This window comes from Saccharothrix syringae, assembly GCF_009498035.1.
Taxonomy (GTDB): Bacteria; Actinomycetota; Actinomycetes; order Mycobacteriales; family Pseudonocardiaceae; genus Actinosynnema; species Actinosynnema syringae.
Genome location: NZ_CP034550.1, coordinates 553,497 through 572,768, shown reverse-complemented (window position 1 = coordinate 572,768; position 19,272 = coordinate 553,497). Strand labels below are relative to the sequence as shown.

20 protein-coding genes and 1 pseudogene are annotated in these 19,272 nt (G+C 73.6%); 11 read left to right on the top strand and 10 right to left on the bottom strand.

The genetic code is table 11. The annotated features are described in order from the left end of the window. Window positions 1–33: 33 nt before the first annotated feature. The gene (locus EKG83_RS02695) at window positions 34–1,299 is read right to left on the bottom strand and encodes an MFS transporter (RefSeq protein WP_033432278.1); all 1,266 of its coding nucleotides are present in this window, start codon (window positions 1,297–1,299) and stop codon (window positions 34–36) included. A gap of 73 nt (window positions 1,300–1,372) precedes the next feature. On the opposite strand from EKG83_RS02695, the gene EKG83_RS02690 reads away from it, so the two are divergent. Genes EKG83_RS02690 through EKG83_RS02680 form a run of 3 tightly spaced genes read left to right on the top strand, consistent with a single transcriptional unit; the run spans window position 1,373 to window position 3,890 of the window. After that, complete coding sequence (locus EKG83_RS02690; RefSeq protein ID WP_051766212.1) at window positions 1,373–2,878, top strand: polysaccharide lyase family 8 super-sandwich domain-containing protein; 1,506 nt, start codon at window positions 1,373–1,375, stop codon at window positions 2,876–2,878. Between the two features lie 39 nt (window positions 2,879–2,917). After that, entirely contained in the window at window positions 2,918–3,490 is a 573-nt protein-coding gene (locus EKG83_RS02685; RefSeq protein ID WP_194282990.1) for a TetR/AcrR family transcriptional regulator, read from the top strand. A gap of 1 nt (window position 3,491) precedes the next feature. Continuing rightward, a complete protein-coding gene (locus tag EKG83_RS02680; protein ID WP_033432173.1) occupies window positions 3,492–3,890 on the top strand; it encodes a tautomerase family protein in 399 nt (132 codons plus the stop codon). A 55-nt stretch (window positions 3,891–3,945) separates the two neighbouring features. Here the strand turns inward: EKG83_RS02680 and pdxH are convergent, their stop codons facing one another. Together pdxH and EKG83_RS02670 are read right to left on the bottom strand one after the other, a co-directional pair. Continuing rightward, window positions 3,946–4,602, bottom strand: coding sequence for a pyridoxamine 5'-phosphate oxidase (gene pdxH / locus EKG83_RS02675; protein ID WP_033432174.1), 657 nt, complete (start codon window positions 4,600–4,602; stop codon window positions 3,946–3,948). A 192-nt stretch (window positions 4,603–4,794) separates the two neighbouring features. Then, window positions 4,795–5,514 (bottom strand): annotated as a pseudogene (locus EKG83_RS02670) (urease accessory protein UreD); the annotation flags it as partial. Window positions 5,515–5,591: 77 nt separating this feature from the next. On the opposite strand from EKG83_RS02670, the gene EKG83_RS02665 reads away from it, so the two are divergent. Then, a complete protein-coding gene (locus EKG83_RS02665; protein WP_051766213.1) occupies window positions 5,592–6,110 on the top strand; it encodes a DUF4232 domain-containing protein in 519 nt (172 codons plus the stop codon). Here the strand turns inward: EKG83_RS02665 and ureG are convergent. From ureG to EKG83_RS02635, 6 genes are read right to left on the bottom strand one after another with little or no spacing between them, the layout of a single operon-like run. Further along, entirely contained in the window at window positions 6,080–6,808 is a 729-nt protein-coding gene (gene ureG / locus EKG83_RS02660; RefSeq protein ID WP_033432176.1) for an urease accessory protein UreG, read from the bottom strand. The two genes, EKG83_RS02665 and ureG, sit on opposite strands and share 31 nt — an antisense overlap. Continuing rightward, complete coding sequence (locus EKG83_RS02655) at window positions 6,798–7,466, bottom strand: urease accessory protein UreF (RefSeq protein WP_033432177.1); 669 nt, start codon at window positions 7,464–7,466, stop codon at window positions 6,798–6,800. Before EKG83_RS02655 ends, ureG begins: the two co-directional genes overlap by 11 nt. A gap of 14 nt (window positions 7,467–7,480) precedes the next feature. Beyond that, entirely contained in the window at window positions 7,481–9,193 is a 1,713-nt protein-coding gene (locus EKG83_RS02650) for an urease subunit alpha (protein WP_033432178.1), read from the bottom strand. After that, window positions 9,190–9,501, bottom strand: a complete 312-nt coding sequence (locus EKG83_RS02645) for an urease subunit beta (protein WP_033432179.1) — start codon at window positions 9,499–9,501, stop codon at window positions 9,190–9,192. Before EKG83_RS02645 ends, EKG83_RS02650 begins: the two co-directional genes overlap by 4 nt. A gap of 17 nt (window positions 9,502–9,518) precedes the next feature. Next, a complete protein-coding gene (locus EKG83_RS02640; RefSeq protein ID WP_153277844.1) occupies window positions 9,519–9,680 on the bottom strand; it encodes a hypothetical protein in 162 nt (53 codons plus the stop codon). Beyond that, window positions 9,677–9,979 (bottom strand): urease subunit gamma, encoded by a 303-nt coding sequence (locus EKG83_RS02635; protein WP_033432180.1) that lies wholly within the window; start codon window positions 9,977–9,979, stop codon window positions 9,677–9,679. Before EKG83_RS02635 ends, EKG83_RS02640 begins: the two co-directional genes overlap by 4 nt. Before the next feature lie 237 nt (window positions 9,980–10,216). Between EKG83_RS02635 and EKG83_RS02630 the strand changes: the two genes are divergently transcribed. The 5 genes from EKG83_RS02630 to EKG83_RS02610 all read left to right on the top strand — a co-directional run bounded on the left by EKG83_RS02630 (window position 10,217) and on the right by EKG83_RS02610 (window position 15,310). Next, the gene (locus EKG83_RS02630) at window positions 10,217–11,332 is read left to right on the top strand and encodes a citrate synthase 2 (protein WP_033432181.1); all 1,116 of its coding nucleotides are present in this window, start codon (window positions 10,217–10,219) and stop codon (window positions 11,330–11,332) included. A 299-nt stretch (window positions 11,333–11,631) separates the two neighbouring features. Then, window positions 11,632–12,765 carry a phosphoserine transaminase gene (gene serC, locus EKG83_RS02625; protein WP_033432182.1) on the top strand — a complete coding sequence of 378 codons (1,134 nt, stop codon included), beginning with the start codon at window positions 11,632–11,634 and terminating at the stop codon, window positions 12,763–12,765. Between the two features lie 210 nt (window positions 12,766–12,975). Continuing rightward, complete coding sequence (gene sepH / locus EKG83_RS02620) at window positions 12,976–13,908, top strand: septation protein SepH (RefSeq protein WP_033432281.1); 933 nt, start codon at window positions 12,976–12,978, stop codon at window positions 13,906–13,908. A gap of 618 nt (window positions 13,909–14,526) precedes the next feature. Next, entirely contained in the window at window positions 14,527–14,889 is a 363-nt protein-coding gene (locus tag EKG83_RS02615) for a hypothetical protein (protein ID WP_033432282.1), read from the top strand. Then, on the top strand, window positions 14,882–15,310 hold the full coding sequence (locus EKG83_RS02610; RefSeq protein ID WP_033432183.1) for a hypothetical protein: 429 nt from the start codon (window positions 14,882–14,884) through the stop codon (window positions 15,308–15,310). Before EKG83_RS02615 ends, EKG83_RS02610 begins: the two co-directional genes overlap by 8 nt. Here the strand turns inward: EKG83_RS02610 and EKG83_RS02605 are convergent. After that, window positions 15,307–15,546, bottom strand: coding sequence for a hypothetical protein (locus EKG83_RS02605; protein ID WP_228122485.1), 240 nt, complete (start codon window positions 15,544–15,546; stop codon window positions 15,307–15,309). The two genes, EKG83_RS02610 and EKG83_RS02605, sit on opposite strands and share 4 nt — an antisense overlap. 92 nt (window positions 15,547–15,638) lie before the next feature. Here EKG83_RS02605 and EKG83_RS02600 point away from each other — a divergent pair, with 92 nt between their 5' ends. Beyond that, complete coding sequence (locus EKG83_RS02600; protein WP_033432184.1) at window positions 15,639–17,402, top strand: ABC transporter ATP-binding protein; 1,764 nt, start codon at window positions 15,639–15,641, stop codon at window positions 17,400–17,402. Further along, window positions 17,399–19,234 carry an ABC transporter ATP-binding protein gene (locus tag EKG83_RS02595; protein ID WP_033432185.1) on the top strand — a complete coding sequence of 612 codons (1,836 nt, stop codon included), beginning with the start codon at window positions 17,399–17,401 and terminating at the stop codon, window positions 19,232–19,234. Before EKG83_RS02600 ends, EKG83_RS02595 begins: the two co-directional genes overlap by 4 nt. Window positions 19,235–19,272: the final 38 nt, after the last annotated feature.

Genomic DNA, 19,272 nt, shown 5'->3' with positions numbered 1-19,272 from the left:
CGGCAGGCGACCCGGGCCCTCACCCCGCCGAGGTCAGGAGGCCGGTTCGGCGGCCAGGGGCTGGAACCGGTAGTGCCTGATCGCCGGGATGGCGAGCACCGCCAGCACCGTCGCGACCACCACCAGCACCCCGCCCAGCGCCGTGGCGAGCCCCGGCCCCACCAGCGCGCCGGTCGTGCCGTGCAGCAGGTCCGCCAGCCGCGGCCCGCCGGCCACCACCACGATGAACACGCCCTGCATCCGGCCGCGCATCTCGTCCGAGGCGGCCGCCTGGAGGATCGAGCCGCGGAACACCATGCTGATCATGTCCGCCGCGCCGCCGACGGCCAGGAACAGCACGGCCAGCCACAGCGCGTGCGACAGGCCGAAACCGATCATCGCCACGCCCCACGCCACGACCGCGAGCACGACGCCCACGCCGTGCCGGTGCACGCGGGAGGTCCAGCCCGACACCAGGCCGCACAGCATCGCGCCCAGCGGGATCGCGGCGAACAGCCAGCCCAGCGCCAGGCCGCCGCCGGGCGGGTCGCCGAAGGTGTGCTCCGCCATCTCCGGGAACAGCGCCCGGGGCATGCCGAACACCATGGCGATGACGTCGAGCAGGAAGCTGGCCAGCAGGATCTTCTGCAGCGCCAGGTACCGGACGCCGTCGACCACGTCGCGCAGGCCGGCCCGCCGCGAGGTGCCGTCCAGCGGCGGCAGCGGGGGCAGCCGCCACACCGCCCAGATGGTCAGGGTCAGCGCCACGGCGTCGACGAGGTAGAGGGTGGACAGGCCGACCAGGGGCATCAGCGCGCCGGCCAGCATGGGTCCGAACACGCCGCCGAACGTCATCACCGTGGACGACAGCGCCGACGCGGCGGGCAGCTGGTCGGCGGGCACCAGGCGGGCCACCGACGCGCTGCGGGCGGGCGCGTTGGCGGCGAAGAACACCTGCTGCAGGCACAGCAGCAGGATGATCAGCCACACCGAGTCCACCGCGAACGCGGCCTGCAGCCACAGCAGCACCGAGGTCACCGCGATGCCGGTGTTGGTCACCACCAGCAGCTTGCGGCGGTCGACCACGTCGGCGATCGCACCGCCGTAGAGGCCGAACACCAGCAGCGGGACCAGCGCGATGCCGGCCGACACGCCGACCCAGCCGGAGGAGCCGGTGAGGTCGAACACCTGCTTGGGCACGGCCACCGCGGTGAGCTGGCTGCCGACCGCGGTCACGACGGTCGACAGCCACAGCCGCCGGAAGGCGGGCACCTTCAGCGGACGGGTGTCGATCGCGATCCGCCCCAGGACTTTTCGCACGGTCCTTAGCCTACGACAACTAACAAGTTTTTCACCGAGACGTCGCACACCCGCGCCCACCACACTGCCCGGCATGAACCCAGGCGTGAACCCGGGCATGGCCCCCGACGGCACCTGGCCGGACATCGACTACACCGCGCGCGACCCCCACGACTTCCCCCAGCTGGAGCACCTGGCCCGGGTGCCGGCGCTGCCGCCGCGCGACCGGCTCACCGCCCTGGATGCCTGGCGCCGCCTCGCGCCCCGGTCGGAGAACTGGTGGTACAACGAGGTCGGCGCGCCCGAGATGGTCGGCGACGCCCTGCTCGGCGTGGCCGACCTGCTCGACGACGAGCGGCGCCGGGCGTGGGGCGACTGGCTGCGCGACGCCGCGGGCCCGGTGGAGATGACCGGGCAGAACCTGGTGTGGGCGGCGGCCGTCCAGCTCCGCCGCGGCCTGCTCACCGGCGACGACGCCGTGGTCCGGCACGAGGTCGCGCGCATGTGCTCGGTGCTCGAACCCACCACCGGCGAGGGCGTCCAGCCGGACCTGAGCTTCCACCAGCACGGCCCGCAGCTCTACTCCGGCGGCTACGGCGCGAGCCTGGTCGCCTCGCTCACCCGCTGGGTCCACCTGTTCGACGCGCCGGCCAGGCGCGCCTTCGCGGACTTCCTGCTCGACGGCCAGCAGTGGTTCGCCCACGGCGACACCTACGACTTCACCTGCATGGGCCGCGAGGTGGTCCGCCCGGACTCGCACCGGGTCGACTCGCTGCGCGACGCGGTGACCGCCCTGGCCCGGCACGGCCACCGCGCCGACGAGCTGGCCGCGTGCGCCGCGCGGCTGTCCGGCGGCGGCGAACCGCTGGTCGGCACGCGCTGGTTCCCGCGCTCGGACTACCTGGCCCACCGCCGCCCCGGCTGGTCGTGCACGGTCCGCGCCTCCTCCACCCGCACGGTGCCCACCGAGAGCCTGAACGGCGAGAACACCAGCGGGCGCCACCTCGGCGACGGCGTGACCGCGTTCCGCGTGACCGGCGCGCCCGACGGCTACCGCGACGCGATCCCCCGCTGGGACTGGGCGCGGCTGCCCGGCACCACCACCGAGCAGGGCCGCTCCCTGTTCCCCCGCCCCTACCTGGAGCGCGGCGCGTCCGACGACGTGCGCGGGTGGGCCGACGGCGCGCACGGCGTGGCCACCATGCGCCTGGCCGGCACGGACCGGTTCGCCGACGGCTGGAAGACCTGGTTCTGCTTCCCGGACGCGGTGGTCGCGCTGGGCGCGGGCATCACCGCGCCGGCGGCCGGCCGGGTGCTGACCACCGTCGACCAGCGGGTGGCCGCCGGCCCGGTCGCCGCGGGCGCCGGGCGGGTCGCCCACGCGGGCCTGGTCTACCGGTCGCTGGGCGGCGAGTGGTCGGCGGAGGTCCGGGACGGCCTGCTGGCCGTCTGGTTCGACCACGGCGAGGCGCCGCGCGACGCGACCTACTCCTACGTCGTCGCACCGGCCGACGTGGAGGTGGAGGTGCTGGTCAACACCCCCGAGGCGCAGGCGGTCCGCTGCGGTGGCGCGACGCTCACCCGCGCGCACGCCGACTGAACCGTTGCGTCTGTACCTACTAGTATGTACGGTGACGGCGTGGACACCAGGGAACAACTCATCGAGAGCGCCCGGGAGCTGCTGTGGGAACGCGGCTACGTCGGCACCAGCCCGAAGGCGATCCAGCAGCGGGCGGGCGCGGGCCAGGGCAGCATGTACCACCACTTCCGGGGCAAGCCCGACCTCGCGCTGGCCGCGATCCGCCGCAGCGCCGACGAGATGCGCGCCAGGGCCGAGGCCGAGTTCGCCGGCACCGGCACCGCGCTCGACCGGATCACCGCCTACCTGGGGCGGGAGCGCGCGGCCCTGCGGGGCTGCCCGGTCGGCCGCCTCACCCAGGACCCGGACGTGATGGCGGACCCGGAGCTGCGCGCACCGGTCGAGGAGACCTTCACCCGGGTCACGGAGCAGCTGGCGGCGCTGGTGGCGGAGGGCTCCGCGAACGGCGAGCTGGACCCCCGGCTCGACCCGGTCGCCACGGCCACCGCGCTGGTCGCGGTGCTCCAGGGCGGCTACGTGCTGGCCCGCGCCGCGGGCTCGGCCGACGTCTACGCCCGCGCCGTGGACGGCGCCCTGGGCCTGCTCGCACCCCACGTCCGGAAGGAGGGCTGACGTGCCGCTGGTCCGCGTGGACGCGCTGAACGCCGGTCCCGAACGACTCGACGCGCTCGGCCGCGCCGTGCACGACGCCCTGGTCGAGGCGATCGGCATCCCGCCCGACGACCTGTTCCAGGTCCTGGTCGGCCACGACGGCACGACCGGCACGATGCGCTACGACGGGAACTACCTGGGCATCCGCCGCGACGACGACGTCGTGTTCGTCACCATCACCCTGCGCTCCGGGCGCACCCCGGAGCAGAAGCAGGCGCTGTACCGGCGGATCGCCGAGCTGGCCCACGAGTACGCGGGGACCGAGCCGCGCAACGTCCTGGTCTCCCTGACCGAGAACGAGCCGATCGACTGGTCCTTCGGCGAAGGGGTGGCGCAGTACGGCCCCGGGAACGGCCCCTGAGACGCGGAACGGGCCCCGCGGCGGTTGTCCGCGGGGCCCGTTCGCGCGAAGTCGTTCAGGGCGCGATGCGCTGCACTTCCCAGCCGTCGCGGCCGAGGCGGAAGCGGAGCCGGTCGTGCATCCGGTCGCGGCGGCCCTGCCAGAACTCGACCTCCTCGGGCCGGATGCGCCAGCCGCCCCAGTGGGGCGGCACGGGTACCCGGTCGGCGTCGGCGAACTGCCGCTCGACCTTGTGCAGCGCGCTCTCCAGCGACGTCCGGCCGCTGACCACGCGCGACTGCGGCGAGGCCCAGGCGCCGAGCTGCGAGCCGCGCGGGCGGCCGGCCCAGTAGCGGGCCGTCTCGTCCGGGCCGACCTTCTCCACGACGCCGCGCACGTGGGCCTGCCGCTGCATGGCGAACCAGGGGAACGTGGCCGAGGCGTACCGGGTGGCCATCAGGTCGTGGCTCTTGGCCGAGGTGTAGTTGGTGAAGAACACCAGGCCGCGCTCGTCGAGGCCCTTGGCGAGCACGGTGCGGGAGGAGGGCCTGCCCTCCGGGTCGGAGGTGGCGAGGACCATCGCGTTCGGCTCCGGCAGGCCCGCGCCGGTGGCCTGGTCGAGCCACAGCTGGAGCTGTTCGTGCCAGTTCGAGGCCAGGTCGCTCTCCGTGAGCGAGCCCTGCTCGTAAGACACGCGCATCGACGGCAACGCGATGTTCGTCGTCTCCGACATTCCGACCTCCCGGGCGTGGTGTTCCTACCGCCTGCCTGGCACTTGTGGCACCTGGCGATCCCGCGACGGTACGGGTTCCGGGCTTTTGGCGGAACCGCCCGCACGGTGATGACCACCACCCGATCCGTCACTTTCGGTGTGATCCGGGACTCGGAATCGTGTTCGAGATCGAGTCAGATGATCGCGCCAACCCGGGTGCCGGGCGCGTGCCTCGTCCAATTCGCGCTCCACGGCCACGGCGTCCGGCCCCAACGCGGTGGTCAGGCTGCCGCGCCCGGCGAGCGGCACGAGCGACCACCAGGCCGCGGAAACCGCTGCCGGCGGGTCCTCGCCCCAGCACAGCAGCTCCGCGCCGAGCACGCGCAGGCCCGCCGTCCCGGCCGGGCTGCCGTCGACCTCGGGCACCCCCAGATGAGATGTCTGTTTTATTGCGGTTCCGTTTCCCCGGACGTCCAAGGTGGTGTCGAGCAGGCCCGCCGGTTCGTTCGAACGCCCCAACACGAGAATTTCCCGGGTATGGAGTCGGGCGCCTTCACCCAACCGCGCGCGGAACACCGCTTCGTGGCGCGCCCGCGCCGTGACGACGGTCGGTTCCGGGAGGTATTCCACCTCGGCCCCCTCCCCTAATTCCACCCGCACGTGTGAACGACTGCCACCCGGTCGGTGGCCGGGGAGGGCGAGGGTGGCGGCTACTCCGCGCAACACCAGCGCCGCGCCCGGCCCGACCAGGACGTCCAGTTCCAGGTCGTCGCCGCCCAGCGGCGCGGTGACCGAGCCGACCAGGTGGACCAGGGCGGTGCCGGCGCGGCCGCGGTGCGGCACCAGCCGCAGCGGCGCCGCCGACCGCAGGACCCGCACGACCGATCGGCCATCCGGGTCCCGTTCCACCTCCAGGCGTGCCCGCGCCCTCACCGGCGCAACCCCTGTGATGTGCGACACGTCCTCCTCGTGGGTGGAAGTTCCGCCCACACATCTCGGGGGAGACAGTGATGAAGAAGCTCATCGGCATCGCCGCGGCCGCGGCCGCGGTGCTGCTCACCGGGGGAGCCGCCGTCGCACAACCCGGCGTCCCGCGGGTGGCCCAGGCCACCTGCGCCTCGGTCGACCTGAACATCGCCTTCGGCCGCGTCGAGGGCGCGGCCGGCACCACGTACCGCGAGGTCGTGCTCACCAACCGGGCGCTCGCCGGCTGCGTGCTGCGCGGCTGGCCCGGCGTGTCCTACGTCGACGCGGCGGGCAACCAGGTCGGCGCGGCCGCGGTGCGGCTCGGCGAGCCCGGGTCGCCGCTGACCCTGCCGAACGGGGCCTCGGCGATCTCGGACGTCGGGTTCGCCGCGGTCGACAACTTCGACCCGGCGACCTGCCGCAAGACGCCCGTGTGGGGCGTCCGCGTCTACCCGCCGGACAACACCGCGCCGCTGTACCTGCCCCTGCCGGGCGCCTACGGCTGCGCGGGCGACGTCAGCCCGTTCGGTGCTCAACTGACCGTCGCGAGCGTGCGGAGCTGAGCGCGCACCCAGTCGGCCACCAGGGGCGCGTCCGGCGTCTCGACCAGGGACTGGCTGATCACGGGTAGCCCGTCCCGCATCCGGTGGGCGTCGGCCGTCATGACACCGAGGTCGGCGCCCACCATCGGCGCGAGGTCCGTCTTGTTGATCACCAGCAGGTCGGCGGTGGTCACGCCGGGGCCGCCCTTGCGCGGCACCTTGTCGCCGCCCGCGACGTCCACCACGAACACCTGCCGGTCCACCAGGCCCCGGCTGAACACCGCGGTCAGGTTGTCGCCGCCGCTCTCGATGATCACCAGCCCCAGGCCGGGGAACCGGTGCTCCAGCAGCTCCACCGCGTCCAGGTTCGCGGTGATGTCGTCGCGGATGGCCGTGTGCGGGCAGGCGCCGGTCTGCACCGCCTCGATCCGGTCGGCGTCCAGCACGCCCGCCCGGCGCAGGAAGTCGGCGTCCTCGGTGGTGTAGATGTCGTTGGTCACCACGGCCAGGTCCACCTCGCCGGCCAGCGCCCGGCACAGCGCGGCGGTCAGCGCGGTCTTGCCGCTGCCGACCGGGCCGCCGATGCCGAGGCGCACGGCGCGGTGGGCGCGGTCCGGGTGCTCGTGCGGGTCGCGCCCGGCGTCGGCGGGGTCGAAGGTGACCCGGTGGCCGTGCCCGTGCCCGTGGCCCTGCTCGTCGTGGTCGTGGTCAGCTGACAAAGAGACGCACCTCTTCCCTGTGGTGGCGGTCGTGGGCCTCGGCCAGCAGGTCGAGGCCGGGCGAGCCGGGCGCGGGCAGGTCGGCCGGCGGTGTGCCGGCGTGCGCGGCGGCGGCCCGGGCGACCGCGTCGAGTTCCCCGGCGAGCCGGGCCAGCACCGCGTTGACGCCGAACGGGTCCAGGCCGAGCAGCCGGATCGCGGCGGTCGCCGGGCCGGTGACCGCGTGGTAGGCGACGACCTGCGCGGCCTCGAACGGGTCGGCGACCAGCAGGCCCACCACCACCGGGTGGTGCGGTCGCGGCGCCACCCGGAGCAGGTCGTCCAGCGCGCGCGACGGCCACGCCCGCCGGGCGGCGCGCGCGATGCCGCGCCCCTGGGTGCGCGAGGCGGCGCGCTGGGCCGGGGACGGCGTGCGGGCGTCGAGTTCGGAGTCCAGCTCGGCGTGGTGGGCGGCCCGGTCCGGGCCGCCGCCGGTCGCCGCGGCGGCGAACGCCGCGGCCAGCGCGCCCGCCGTGCGCAGCCGGCCGACCAGGAACGACCGCAGCGACGCCTCGTCGGTGACCAGGCGCCGGGCCGCGGCCTCCTCCAGGCCGCCCGAGTGGACGTGACCCCCGCCCGGGAAGCGGGAGTCGGCGAGCATCAGCGCGACGGGGTCCATCCGGCGGCCGCCCGTCAGAACAGGAAGTAGCGCTGGGCCATGGGCAGCTCGGCCACCGGTTGGGGCTCGACCAGCTCGCCGTCAACGTGCACGGCGAAGCTGTCCGGGTCCACCCGGACGTCCGGCAGGGCGTCGTTGAGCACCATGTCCGCCTTGGTCACGCGGCGGGTGTCGCGGACCGGCACCAGCGGCCGCGCCAGCCGCAGCAGGCCGGCCAGGTCGGCGTCGACGGCCTGCCGGGACACGAAGTGGACGCTGCCCAGGGCGGCGGCGTGCGCGCCGAACATCGGCCGGGCCAGGACCGGCTGCGGCGTCGGGATGGACGCGTTGGCGTCGCCCATGGCCGCGTACGCGATGAACCCGCCCTTGAGCACCACCGAGGGCCGCACGCCGAAGAACTTCGGCTCCCACAGCACCAGGTCGGCGAGCTTGCCGACCTCCACCGAGCCCACCTCGTGGTCGATGCCGTGCGCGACGGCGGGGTTGATCGTGTACTTGGCCACGTACCGGCGGGCGCGCAGGTTGTCGGCCGGCTCGCCGCCGCCGAGCGCGCCGCGCCGGGCCTTCATCACGTGCGCGGTCTGCCAGGTCCGGATGACCACCTCGCCCACCCGGCCCATGGCCTGCGAGTCCGAGCCGATCATGGAGATCGCGCCCAGGTCGTGCAGCACGTCCTCGGCGGCCATGGTGGTCGGCCGGATGCGGCTCTCCGCGAACGCCAGGTCCTCGGGCACCGACGGGTTGAGGTGGTGGCACACCATGAGCATGTCCAGGTGCTCTTCGAGCGTGTTGACGGTGTGCGGGCGGGTGGGGTTGGTCGAGGACGGCAGCACGTTCGGCTCGGACACCACCCGGATGATGTCCGGCGCGTGGCCGCCGCCCGCGCCCTCGGAGTGGTAGGCGTTGATCGACCGGCCCGCGATGGCCCCCAGGGTCGACTCGACGAACCCGGCCTCGTTGAGCGTGTCGGTGTGGATGGCCACCTGCACGCCGGACTCGTCGGCGATCCGCAGGCACGCGTCGATCGCGGCGGGCGTGGTGCCCCAGTCCTCGTGCAGCTTGAACCCGCCCGCGCCGCCGGCCAGCTGCTCGCGCAGGGCGTCCTCGCGCACGGTGTTGCCCTTGCCCAGCAGCAGCACGTTGACCGGCATGTGGTCCATCGCGGCGAGCATCCGGCCCAGGTACCAGGAGCCGGGCGTGACGGTGGTGGCCTTGCTGCCCTCGGCGGGGCCGGTGCCGCCGCCGATCAGGGTGGTCAGGCCGGAGGCGACGGCGGTGTCGACGATCTGCGGGCAGATGAAGTGCACGTGGCAGTCGATGCCGCCGGCGGTGAGGACCTTCCCGTTGCCGGACAGGATCTCGGTGGAGGGGCCGATGACCAGGGCGGGGTCGACGCCGTCCATGGTGTCGGGGTTGCCGGCCTTGCCGATGCCCACGATCCGGCCGTCGCGCACGCCGACGTCCGCCTTGACCACGCCCCAGTGGTCGAGCACCACGGCGCCGGTGATCACCAGGTCGGGCGTGCCCTCGGCGCGGGTGGCCACGCCCTGGCCCATCGACTCGCGGACCACCTTGCCGCCGCCGAAGATCACCTCGTCGCCGGCGCCCGCGCCCCGGCTGCGGTCCTCGGTGACCTCGATGAACAGGTCGGTGTCGGCGAGCCGGACGCGGTCCCCGGTGGTGGGGCCGAGCAGTTCGGCGTAGCGCGCGCGGTCGATCCCGGTCACCGGTCCAGCTCCCCCGCCCACTCCGGCCGCAGGCCCGGCACCCGCCGGTTCCCGGCGATCGGCACCAGCACCACCTCGCGCGCCACGCCCGGCTCGAACCGGACGGCCGTGCCCGCGGGGACGTCGAGCCGCTTGCCCCAGGCGGCCTCGCGGTCGAACTCCAGGCCCGGGTTGGCCGCGGCGAAGTGGTAGTGCGAACCGACCTGCACCGGGCGGTCCGCGGTGTTGACCACGACCAGGGTGGTCCGCGGCCGGCCGGGGTTCAGCTCCACCGGCTGCTCGCCGGGGACGATCTCGCCTGGGACCACGGCGCTCCTCCTCACGCTCACGGGATCGGGTCGTGCGTCGGCTCGTGCGTCGGGTTGCGCTCCGGGCCCCGCGTCGGGTTGCGCTCCAGGTCCTGCTCCGGGTTCCGCTCCGGGGCCTGCGTCGGGCTGCGCTCCGGGTCGTGCGTCGGGTCGTGCGCCGGGTTCCGCTCCGGGCTCACGGGATCGGGTCGTGCACGGTCACCAGCTTCGTGCCGTCCGGGAAGGTGGCCTCCACCTGCACGGAGTCGATCATCTCGGGCACGCCCGGCAGCACCTGGGCGCGGGACAGGACGTGCCGGCCGCTCTCCATCAGCTCGGCGACCGCGCGGCCGTCGCGCGCGCCCTCCAGCACGTGGTCGGTGATCAGCGCGACCGCCTCCGGGTAGTTGAGGACCACACCGCGCTCCAGCCGCCTGCGCGCGACGTCGGCCGCGACGTGGACCAGCAGCTTGTCCCGCTCGTGCGGCGTCAGGTGCATGACCGGTGGTCTACCACGCGAAACCCCCGTACCGCGCAGCGGAAACAAGGGCTTAACGATCGGCTTGCGTTCCGCTTCCGTTCCGGTCCCGTTCCGGGCTCCGTTCTGAATCGGTTCCTTGATCGTGACCGACGCCACGCGTTCCGTGATTGCCGAGGCGCGCCGCTCAGAGGAGGGTGCAGGCAACCCCTGACGAACCCCTACTTCCGCCATAAGCCGACGTGAGGAGCGCACAGCGTGGTGCAGAGCGAGGACGACGGTTTCAAACCGGGTCTGGAGGGCGTGGTCGCCTTCCGCACCGAAATCGCCGAACCGGACCGCGACGGTGGCGCGCTGCGCTACCGGGGTGTGGACATCGAGGACCTGGCGGGCAAGGTCACCTTCGGCAACGTGTGGGCGTTGCTGGTGGACGGCCGCTTCGGCGCCGGCCTGCCGCCCGCCGAGCCGTTCCCCATCCCGGTGCACACCGGTGACGTCCGGGTCGACGTGCAGGCGGCGCTGGCCATGGTCGCCCCCATCTGGGGCTACCAGCCGCTGCTGGACATCGACGACGAGCTGGCGCGCGAGCAGTTGGCGCGGGCGTCGGTGATGGCCCTGTCCTACGCGGCGCAGTCGGCGCGCGGCATCGGGCGGCCCGCCGTGCCGCAGACCCGCATCGACGAGTGCCGGACCATCACCGAGCGGTTCCTGACCCGCTGGCGCGGCGAGCCCGACCCGGCGCACGTGAAGGCCCTGGACGCCTACTGGGTGTCGGCCGCCGAGCACGGGCTGAACGCGTCCACGTTCACCGCGCGGGTGATCGCGTCCACCGGCGCGGACGTCGCGGCTGCCATGTCCGGCGCCATCGGCGCCATGTCCGGCCCGCTGCACGGCGGCGCGCCGGCGCGCGTGCTGCCGATGATCGAGGAGGTCGAGCGGACCGGTGACGCCCGGGCGTTCGTCAAGGGCGTGCTGGACCGGGGCGAGCGGCTGATGGGCTTCGGCCACCGGGTCTACCGGGCCGAGGACCCGCGGGCGCGCGTGCTGCGGCGCACCTGCCAGGAGTTGGGCGCGGCCCGCTACGAGGTGGCCGCGGCGCTGGAGCAGGCCGCGCTGGCCGAGCTGCGCGAGCGGCGGCCCGACCGGGCGATCGAGACCAACGTCGAGTTCTGGGCGGCGGTGATCCTGGACTTCGCGCGGGTGCCGCCGCACATGATGCCCGCGATGTTCACCTGCGCGCGCACGGCCGGGTGGTCGGCGCACATCCTGGAGCAGAAGCGCACCGGGCGGCTGGTGCGGCCGTCCGCGTCGTACGTGGGGCCCGGGCCGCGCAAGCCCTCCGAGGTGGAGGGCTGGGAGCGGATCTCCGGGTAGGCCGGGTCCCGGTGCCCACCGGCGCGGTGGGCACCGGGGGCCGTCGTCGGGTCCGTTGGCCCGTTGCCTGTTGACCCGTTGCCTGTTGGCCTGTTGGTCGGGCCGCCGAATCCGGTGGTCCGGCCGCTCTGTGAACCGGACTTTTCAGACCGAGTGGTGGCTCGACCAGTGTGTGCCCGCACAGGCGGACGTGATCAGGGACACCCGGTCGTCACCCCCCGGCCACGCTGCTGCAACACTTGGCTCCCCGGCAACGGCGCCGGTCGGCCGACCCCCTCCCCGCTACCGGAGGCTTCGCGATGACCCAGACCGCCGACCCGACCACGTTGGTCCTGCCCCCCGAGCTGCGGCCGTCCGACGGCCGGTTCGGGTGCGGGCCCTCCAAGGTCCGTCCCGAGGCCCTGGCGGCCCTCGCGGCCGAGGGCGCCGCGCTGATGGGCACCTCCCACCGGCAGAAGCCGGTGAAGTCCCTGGTCGGCAAGGTGCGCGCGGGCCTGCGCGAGCTGTTCTCGCTGCCCGACGGCTACGAGGTCGTCCTGGGCAACGGCGGCACCACCGCCTTCTGGGACGCCGCCGCGTTCGGCCTGGTGCGCGAGCGCGCCCAGCACTTCACCTACGGCGAGTTCTCGTCGAAGTTCGCCAAGGTCACCTCGGACGCGCCGTTCCTGGGCGACTCGATCGTGGTCAAGGCCGACCCGGGCTCCGCGCCCGCGATCACCTACGCCGAGGGCGCCGACCTGGTGGGCTGGGCGCACAACGAGACCTCGACCGGTGTCGCGGTGCCGGTGGAGCGGCCCGCGGGCTCCGAGGGCGCGCTGGTCGCCATCGACGCCACGTCGGGCGCGGGCGGCCTGCCGGTGGAGGCGTCGGAGTACGACGTCTACTACTTCGCGCCGCAGAAGTGCTTCGCCTCCGACGGCGGGCTGTGGATCGCCCTGATGTCGCCGGCGGCCCTGGAGCGGGTCGCCGAGATCGGGGCGTCCGGGCGCTGGGTGCCGGAGTTCCTGTCGCTGACCACGGCGCTGGACAACTCCACCAAGGACCAGACCTACAACACCCCGGCGCTGGCCACGCTGTTCCTGCTGAACAACCAGGTCGAGTGGATCCTGGGCAACGGCGGGCTGGACTGGGCGGTGGCGCGGACGGCCGACTCGTCGTCGCGGCTGTACTCGTGGGCCGAGTCGACCTCCTACACCACGCCGTACGTGGCCGACCCGGCGCACCGGTCGCAGGTGGTGGGCACGATCGACTTCGACGACTCGGTGGACGCCGCGGCGGTGGCCAAGGCGCTGCGGGCCAACGGCGTGGTGGACGTGGAGCCCTACCGGAAGCTGGGGCGCAACCAGCTGCGGGTGGCGATGTTCCCGGCGGTGGAGCCCGAGGACGTGACGACGCTGACCAAGGCGGTCGACTGGGTGGTGTCGCAGCTCTGAGGCGTGCCGGTCGGAGGGGCCTCCCGGGCGTGCCCGGGAGGCCCCTCGCCGCGTGGTGGGGTGAATCTTCGGGTAACGAACGTGCGGACCCCGGCGACATACGGCAAGATCACACGAAGATATCGGTGAACACGGCGAGCCTCCCGCGTCAAGGCGGCGCGCCGCATTAGCGTTGCGTACTCGGCGAGGTGAGCCAACCGGGAGGCCATGATGCGAGCGTTGCGGGTCATCGGGCTCGAAGACGACGGCAAGACCGTCCTCCTCGAAGACCCGGAACGCGGCGAGCGCTTCGTGCTGCCCGCGGACGAGCGGCTGCGGGCGGCGGCCCGCGGCGACCTCACCCGGCTGGGGCAGATCGAGGTCGAGACCGAGAGCCAGATGCGGCCGCGGGAGATCCAGGCCCGCATCCGCGCCGGCGAGTCGGTGGAGCAGGTCGCGCTGGCCGCGGGGATCCCCAAGCACCGGGTCGAGCGGTTCGCCTACCCGGTGCTGCTGGAGCGGTCGCGGACGGCCGAGCTGGCGCAGCGGGCGCACCCGGTGCGCGAGGACGGGCCCGACGTGCAGACGTTGGGCGAGGTCGTGGCGCACTCGTTCGGGTTGCGGGGGCAGGACTACGCCGACGTCAGCTGGGACTCGTGGCGCGGTGAGGACGGCCGGTGGGTCGTGCAGCTGCACTGGCGGGCGGGGCGGTCGGACAACCGGGCCCACTGGGCGTTCCACCCCGGTGTGCAGGGTGGCACGGTGACGGCGCTGGACGACGCGGCCGTGGACCTGATGGACCCGAACCCGAATCGCGGGTTGCGCAGTTTGCGGCCGGTGACGCAGTTGGCTCGGGCGGCCCTGGAGCTGGAGAAGCCGGCTTCGGCCGGTCTCGCCGGGTCGGGGGTGCTCGGGGAGCCCGAGATCCTGGTCCGGGAGGAGCCGGTCGCGCCGCCTCCCGTGGTCGAGCCGGAGCCCGAGGTCGTGCCCGCGCCGGTGGTGGAGGAGCCGGTGCCGGTTCCTCCGGTGCCCCCTCAGCCGGCGGCTTCGGCGAAGCAGGGTGCCGCGGCCCGGAAGGAGCCTCCGAAGCGCGGGAAGAAGAACCACCCGATCGTGCCGTCCTGGGAGGACGTGCTGCTGGGAGTCCGCTCCAACCGGGGCTGATTCTCTCGGTTGATCTTCTGCGTTGATCTTGCGAAGGGGCCCCCGCCTGCCGGCGGGGGCCCCTTCGCACTCCGCCTCTTCCGTCTTCCGGTCTCTCCAGTCGATCTTGCTTGATCGCCTGGGTCGCGTGGGGCCTCGATTTGACATGGGGCCCTTACGAGCACCGGAGGCAGGCCGCAGCCGACAGGCACGGCGGGGAAAAGCGTCCCGCCGAGCCTGCCGGCTCCGACCAGCCTATGGCACTCGAACCCATGTCAAATCGGGGCCCGCCGGCCCCACCGGACCCAGCGTCCTCCCGGCGTGTCATGCGTTCAGCACCGGCGTGTCATGCGCTCAGGTCGGGCGTGTCATGCGCTCAGGTCGGGCGTGTCATGCGTTCAAGCCGCGCGAGTCGAACCTTCAGGACCCTCGTGTCGAACGTTCCGGGCCCCCGAGTTCTACGTTCAGCACCGGCGTGTCCTCCACTCGGACACCGCGTGTCCTCCGGTCCGGCACCGCGTGTCCTCCACTCGGACAGGCCGGCGGTGGGTTTTGGGCTGGGGGTGGTGGCGCGTTCCTGGTCGGTGCCGCGCTCACGTCCTGGGTGTGGTGTTCCCGGTGGTCGGGTAACCGGTGGGGGTGGTGGGGCGACTGGTGGTCGGGGTGCTGGTCGGCGCTTTGCTGGGCGCGGGCTGGTGGGGGGTGCGCGAGTTCATCGCGGCCGGGGTGGTGTGCTCCAAGGACGACTGGGACTGCCTCGGGTTGGGGCTGGTGTCGATTCCGGTGAGCCTGGCCGTCGGCGTGTTGGTGGGGTGGTTGTTGTTCTTGCTGTTGCGGCAGGAGCGGCCGTTGGGGTTTTCGGCGGTGGGGGTGACGTTCGCGGCCGTGTTGAGCTTGTTGACGGTGTGGGTGAACGTGCCCGCCGGGGCGGTGGTGGCGGGGGCGTTGGGGTTCGCGCTGGCCTCGCCGGTGACGGCTCGTCATCCTGTTCGTCGTGGGTGACTCGTCGGGGCCCGGTGCGGGCGGGTTCGCGTTCAGGGTTCTGGTGCGGGTGGTGGTGTCCGCTGTCGTGGGCGCCGCGTTGTTGTTCGCCTGGGTCCGGGCTTACCGGACCGGGGTGTTCGACCGGGTGGTCGAGGGCACCGGGATGGGCGAGTTCCTGTTGCTGGTGGTGGTCGGGTTGCCGGTGGCGTTGGTGTTGAGCGCGTTGTTGGCCGGGCCGTTGTTGTGGTTGCTCCGGGTGCGGCCGGTGTGGCCCGTGGTGTTGTGCGGGCCCGTTCTGCTGGGGGTCGCGTACTACTCGGGGGTGCCGGAGCGGTTCTCCGGGGTCGGCGACAGGTGGACCGTGCTCGTCCTGCTGGCGGGAGCCAGTTACGGGGTCGCCGGGTTGATCACGTCGCCTTCGGCGCTGCGGCGGGACTAGGCCGGCCCGGGGACGGTGTTCAGCACTTCGGGGTCCACCCCTTCGTACCGGCACCACTCCTCTGCCTCCGTTCGGGTGATCGGGCGCGCCCCCTCGGGTCGGGGGCCTCCCACCGGGTCCCAGCCGTCGGGGGCCAGGACGTGGAGCCGGCCGCCTCTCACCGCCAGCAGTCGGCCCTTCGGGTACGCCATCGCGGGCTCCGCGCGCAGGAACCGCACCTCCACCTTGACCTCCACCTGGGTCGAGCCTGCAGGCTCGGGGACGGGAAAACAGGATGCCGACCGGTGGTCCGCCTTCGTAACGTCGGGGTGAGACCGGAGGGGGACTCGTGTCGGAAGAACGTACTTCCACGGCGGCGACGGTGCGCCGGTTGTGGCCGTACCTCAAGCCCGTGCGCACGCCGATCGTGCTCGCCATGGTGGCGACCCTGCTGGCCATGACGTGCGGCCTGGGCATCCCGCTGATCACCCAACGCATCGTGGACGGCCCGATCGCCGCCCGCGACCTGAGCGGGTTGCCGCTGCTCGTCGGGCTGGTGGTGCTGCTGGGCTGTGCCGAGGCGGGCCTGTTCTACGCCCGCCGCAAGCTGATCGCCGGGCCTGCGGCGGGGGTGGAGGCGCGGATGCGGGCGGAGCTGTACCACCACCTGCAGGACCTGCCCGTCTCCTTCCACGACCGGTGGCAGTCGGGGCAGCTGCTGTCCCGCGCCACGACCGACCTGACGCAGGTTCGCCGGTTCGTGGGGTTCGCGCTGATCTTCCTGGTGGTCAACAGCCTGGTGGTGGTGCTGGGGCTGGGGGTGCTGTTCTGGCTCTCGCCGGTGCTGGGCGGGATCGTGCTGGCCTCCACGCTGCCGCTGGTGGCCCTGTCCTACCTGTTCGAGTCCCGGTTCAAGGTGGTGGCGCGGCGGGCGCAGGACCAGTCGGGCGACCTGACCACGGTGGTCGAGGAGTCGGTGCTGGGCATCCGGGTGCTCAAGGCGTTCGGCCGGGGCCCGCACCTGACCGGGCGGTTCCTGCGGCAGGCGCGTGAGCTGCGGGAGACCGAGATCGCGAAGGTGCGCGTGTTCGCGGCGCTGTGGGCGGTGCTGATCGTGCTGCCCGAGCTGGGCATCGCCGGCCAGTTGGCGTTCGGGGCGGTCGGCATCGCGGACGGCGCGGTCACCGTCGGCACGCTCGTCGCCGCCGTCACGGTCAGTGCCTACCTGCGCTGGCCGGTTGACTCGATCGGGTGGTTGCTGGCGGAGACGAACTCGACCGCGTCGGCACTGGAGCGGTACTTCGAGGTGGTCGACACGCCCGTGGCGATCACCTCGCCCGCCGAGCCCGTGCCGCTGCCCTCGCCGGTGCGCGGGCACGTCCGGTTCGAGGGCGTCCACTTCCGCCACCCCGGCGCCGAGCACGAGGTGCTGCGCGGCGTGGACCTGGAGCTGCGGCCGGGTGAGACGGTGGCGCTGGTCGGCGCGACCGGCTCGGGCAAGACGACGGTGACCGCGCTGGTGCCGCGGCTGGCCGACGTGACCCGCGGTCGGGTGACCGTCGACGGGGTGGACGTGCGCGACCTGGACCTGGCCGAGCTGCGGCGGGTGGTGGGCACCGCGTTCGAGGAGCCGATCCTGTTCTCGGCGAGCGTGACCGAGAACGTGGCGCTGGGCGCGGCCGGGGTGGACGAGGCGCGGGTGCGCGAGGCGCTGCGGGTGGCGCGGGCGGAGGAGTTCGTCGACGCGCTGCCGTGGGGCCTGGACACCCGCATCGGCGAGCAGGGCCTGTCGCTGTCGGGCGGCCAGCGGCAGCGGTTGGCGCTGGCGCGCGCGGTGGTCGGGCGGCCCGCCGTGCTGGTGCTGGACGACCCGCTGTCCGCGCTGGACGTGCACACCGAGGCCGAGGTGGAGGCGGCGCTGCGGCGCGTGCTCAAGGGCGTGACCGCGCTGGTGGTGGCGCACCGGCCGAGCACGGTGCAGCTGGCCGACCGGGTGGCGGTGCTGGTCGACGGCCGGATCGCGGCGGTCGGCACGCACGCGCAGCTGCTGGACGGGGACCCGGTCTACCGGCACCTGCTGGCGACCATGGACGACGAGGAGGTGGCGGCGTGACCGCGGCGACGGCGCAGGACGAGCAGGCGTGGCGGGGTGTCGCCGCCGAGGACGTCGAGGAGGTCGACCACGCCACCGGGGTGAAGCTGCAGGCCCGTTCGCGGCGGCTGCTGGGCGAGCTGCTGCGCCCGCACTCGGGGGCGGCGCTGCTGGCGCTGGCGATCGTGGTCGGCGAGAACCTGGTCAACCTGGCCGGTCCGCTGCTGATCGCGGCGGCCATCGACACCGGGGTGCCCGCGGCGCTGGACGGGCGGCCGGACGCGCTGGCGTGGTGCGTCGGCGGGTACGTGGCGGTGGCGCTCACCGCGACCCTGCTGCGCTGGTCGTTCGTGCGGCTGACCGGGCGCATCGGGCAGGACGTGCTGCTGGTGCTGCGGGAGCGCATCTTCCGGCAGGCGCAGCGGCTGTCGGTGTCGTTCCACGAGAAGTACACCTCCGGCAAGGTCATCTCGCGGGCCACCAGCGACGTCGACTCGCTCCAGGACCTGCTGGAGGAGGGCCTGGACGGGTTCTTCACCTCGGTGCTGTCGCTGCTGGGCATCTCGGTGGTGCTGCTGTACCTGGACGTGCCGCTGGCGCTGGTGGTGCTGTCCGGGTTCGTGCCGCTGGTGCTGCTGACCCGCTGGTTCCAGCGCCGCTCGGCGCGCGCGTACCGGGGCACGCGCGGGGCGATCGCGCGGATCATCGTGCAGTTCGTGGAGACCATGAACGGCATCCGGGCGGTGCAGGCGTTCCGGCGGGAGCGGCGGAACTTCGCGATCATGAGCGGGCTCAACGACCGGTACCGGGACGCCAACACCGAGGCGATGGGCGTGATGGCGGCGTTCACCTCGTCGGTGCGCGTCATCGGCAACCTGTCGCTGGCGGTGATCCTGGCGTGGGGTGCGTTCCGGGTGGCGGGCGGCGACCTGGAGCTGGGCGTGCTGGCCGCGTTCACCCTGTACGTGCGGCGCTTCTACGACCCGTTCGACCAGCTCGCGATGTTCGCCAACGCCTACGCGTCGGCCACCGCGGCCCTGGAGAAGATCTCGGGGCTGCTGGAGGAGGCGCCGGTGGTGCGCGAGCCGGAGGACCCGACGCCGCTGGGCGAGGTGCGCGGCGCGGTGCGGTTCGAGGGGGTGGAGTTCCGGTACGCGCCGGACTCGTCGCTGGTGCTGCCGCCGTTCGACCTGACCGTGCCCGCCGGGCAGACCGTGGCGCTGGTCGGGGCGACCGGCGCGGGCAAGTCGACGCTGGCCAAGCTGGTGGCGCGGTTCTACGACCCGACCGGGGGCGTGGTGCTGCTCGACGGCATCGACCTGCGCTCGGTGGCCGACGCCGAGCTGCGGCGCGCGGTGGTCATGGTGACGCAGGAGAACTTCCTGTTCGACGGGTCCGTGCTGGACAACATCGCGCTGGGCCGGCCGTCGGCGAGCCGCGAGGAGGTCGAGGCGGCGGCGCGGGCGGTGGGCGCGGACGCGTTCATCCGCGAGCTGCCCGAGGGCTACGACACGGACGTCCGCAAGCGCGGCGGGCGGCTGTCGGCGGGGCAGCGGCAGGTGGTGGCGTTCGCGCGGGCGTTCCTGGCCGACCCGGCGGTGCTGGTGCTCGACGAGGCGACGTCGAGCCTGGACGTGCCGACGGAGCGGCTGGTGCAGGGTGCGCTGGAGACGGTGCTGGCGGACCGGACGGCGTTCATCATCGCCCACCGGCTGTCGACCGTGCTGATCGCGGACCGGGTGCTGGTGCTCGACGGGGGGCGCGTGGTCGAGGACGGCGCGCCGGAGGAGCTGATCGGGGAGCGCGGCCGGTTCGCCGCGCTCCACACGGCCTGGCGGGACTCGTTGGCGTAAGTGGTGGGAGGGGGCCGCCGGGCCCCCTCCCGTCACGG